The sequence below is a fragment of the Nitrobacter sp. 62-13 genome (assembly GCF_001896955.1).
Classification (GTDB): Bacteria; Pseudomonadota; Alphaproteobacteria; order Rhizobiales; family Xanthobacteraceae; genus Nitrobacter.
The window spans coordinates 1-957 of the sequence record NZ_MKRN01000170.1 but is presented as its reverse complement, the minus strand read 5'-3'; the positions used below and the strand labels follow the sequence as shown (position 1 = coordinate 957).

Annotated in this window: 2 protein-coding genes; both read left to right on the top strand. The window is 64.8% G+C overall.

Annotation, left to right across the window (positions count from 1 at the left end; all coding sequences use genetic code 11):
- Nucleotides 1-626: MFS transporter (locus BGN91_RS11570; protein ID WP_292613263.1), on the top strand; the 626-nt coding region annotated here is incomplete at its 5' end.
- Nucleotides 627-675: 49 nt separating this feature from the next.
- Nucleotides 676-957: alcohol dehydrogenase catalytic domain-containing protein (locus BGN91_RS11565; protein WP_292613261.1), on the top strand; the 282-nt coding region annotated here is incomplete at its 3' end.

The window sequence follows — 957 nt, the reverse complement described above, 5'->3', positions numbered from 1 at the left end:
CCGCGGCGTCGGAACAGTCTTTCAAGAACGCGCTGGCGGAAGCCTTCGGTCACCGCTCCTATGTGCTGCTGGTGCTCGGCTTCTTCACCTGCGGCTTCCAGCTCGCCTTCATCACCGCGCATCTGCCGGCCTACCTGGTCGATCGCGGGCTGTCGGTTCAGGCCGGCGGCTGGGTGCTGGCTGCGATCGGCCTGTTCAACATCGTCGGATCGCTCAGTGTCGGATGGCTCTCGACCAGGATGCCCAAGCGCTACATCCTGTCGGCGATCTATTTCATCCGCGCGCTCTCGATCGTCGCGTTCATTTTAACCCCGATGACGACGTTCTCCGCGGTCGCGTTCGGCGTCGTGACCGGCCTGACCTGGCTGTCCACGGTGCCGCCCACCACGAGCCTCGTGGCGCTGATGTTCGGCACCCGCTGGCTGGCGACCCTCTACGGCTTCGCGTTCTTCAGTCATCAGGTCGGTGGGTTCCTCGGCGCGCTGCTGGGCGGCGTGGCGTTCGACCATTTCGGTTCCTACACCGCGGTCTGGTGGCTGTCGGTGCTGTTCGGCGTGCTGTCCGCATTGATCAACCTGCCGATCGTCGAGGCCCCTGTGCGGCGGCCGGTTGCGCAACCTGCGTAATGGGTTCAATCTTCCGAAAGGCTCGCCCAGACATCCGGGAGCGGTAGCGATGGCGACATTCAGGGCGATCCGGATCGACAAGGCCGAGAAGGGCACGACGGCCGCGCTGACCCAATTCGACGAAGCCGACTTGATGGACGGTGACGTGACCGTGCGCGTCGAATGGTCGACGCTGAACTACAAGGACGGCCTGGCGGTCACCGGCAAGGCGCCCGTGGTGCGGCGCTTTCCCATGATCGCGGGAATCGATTTCGCCGGCACGGTCGAGCAGTCGTCGCATCCCTCCTGGAAGGTTGGCGACAAGGTGATCTGCAACGGCTGGGGCATGGGC